Origin of the sequence: Stenotrophomonas sp. GD04054 (assembly GCF_029836955.1) — a bacterium.
In the GTDB taxonomy this organism is placed as follows: Bacteria; Pseudomonadota; Gammaproteobacteria; order Xanthomonadales; family Xanthomonadaceae; genus Stenotrophomonas; species Stenotrophomonas maltophilia_A.
Map to the genome: position 1 here is coordinate 1 of NZ_JAOECR010000101.1, position 1,083 is coordinate 1,083.

The 1,083-nt window shown below is 61.2% G+C and carries 1 protein-coding gene; it reads left to right on the forward strand.

Annotated features, from left to right (window positions below):
• Positions 1 to 156: 156 nt before the first annotated feature.
• Positions 157 to 1,071 carry an IS110 family transposase gene (locus N7573_RS22275; RefSeq protein ID WP_107314970.1) on the forward strand — a complete coding sequence of 305 codons (915 nt, stop codon included), beginning with the start codon at positions 157 to 159 and terminating at the stop codon, positions 1,069 to 1,071.
• The last annotated feature ends 12 nt before the right edge of the window (positions 1,072 to 1,083 follow it).

Genomic DNA, 1,083 nt, shown 5'->3' on the forward strand with positions numbered 1-1,083 from the left:
TCCGTAACCAGGATCGCGACGATCGCCATGTAGCTTGGCGCCCACGCCGGAATCTCCCTTGATCCGCCCGAACAGTTGCTGGAGCGACCACTCGAAGCGATAAGACTGGGCAAGCGGGGGAGCTCTCGACCCTTCCAGACTATACGGAGTCAGGTGATGAACGGGATCGGGATTGATGTCAGCAAGCGTCAGCTGGATATCGGTACGACGGACGGAGAAACCCTGCAGGTCAGCAACAACCGCTCCGGGTTTTCTGAGCTGGATGTTTGGCTGAAGAAGCGTCCGACCCGCCAGATCGTGCTTGAAGCCACGGGTGGCTATGAGCAGCCGGTGCTGGATTTCCTGCACAAGGCCGGTCATCCGGTGGCCCGTGCCAATGCCTTGCGCGCCCGGAAACTGGCTCAGGGGTTGGGTCAGATTGCCAAAACCGACCGTTTGGATGCCTACGCGTTGGCGCAGATGGCCGCCCTGGTGAAGCTGCCTCCCTATCAGCCGCTGCAGTCTTGGCAGCAGAAGATGCGGGAGTTCGTTCGGGCACGTCGGCAGGCGATGGACGCCCTGACCATCGCGCGGCAGCAGCAGGAAATGGTGCTTGATCGTGAACTGCGCCGACTACTGCAGGGCAACATCACCCGCCTACAAACGTTGGTTGAGCGTCTGGGCAAGCAGATCGTCGAGCAGGTTGGTCAGCAGCCTCAACTGAAGATGCTGAAGTCGATGAAGGGCGTAGGGCCTGTGCTGCAGGCAGTTCTAGCCAGCTATCTGCCAGAGCTTGGCAGGATCACTGGCAAGCGCATCGCCAGCCTGGTCGGGGTAGCCCCGATGTCCCACGACAGCGGCACGATGAGAGGAAAACGAAGCATCCACGGTGGAAGAGCCGAAATCCGGCAAGTGCTCTACATGGCGGCAATGTCGGCCATGCGGCATGAACCTCGGCTGCGCGATTTTTACCAGTCGCTACGAGCCCGCGGCAAGGAAGGCAAGGTGGCCATCGTGGCAGTGATGCGGAAGATGCTGGTCATCCTCAACGCCCGTGTGCGCGACGCTGAAAGCGGGCTAGTCCCCGCCTGAGGCGAGCCAGGG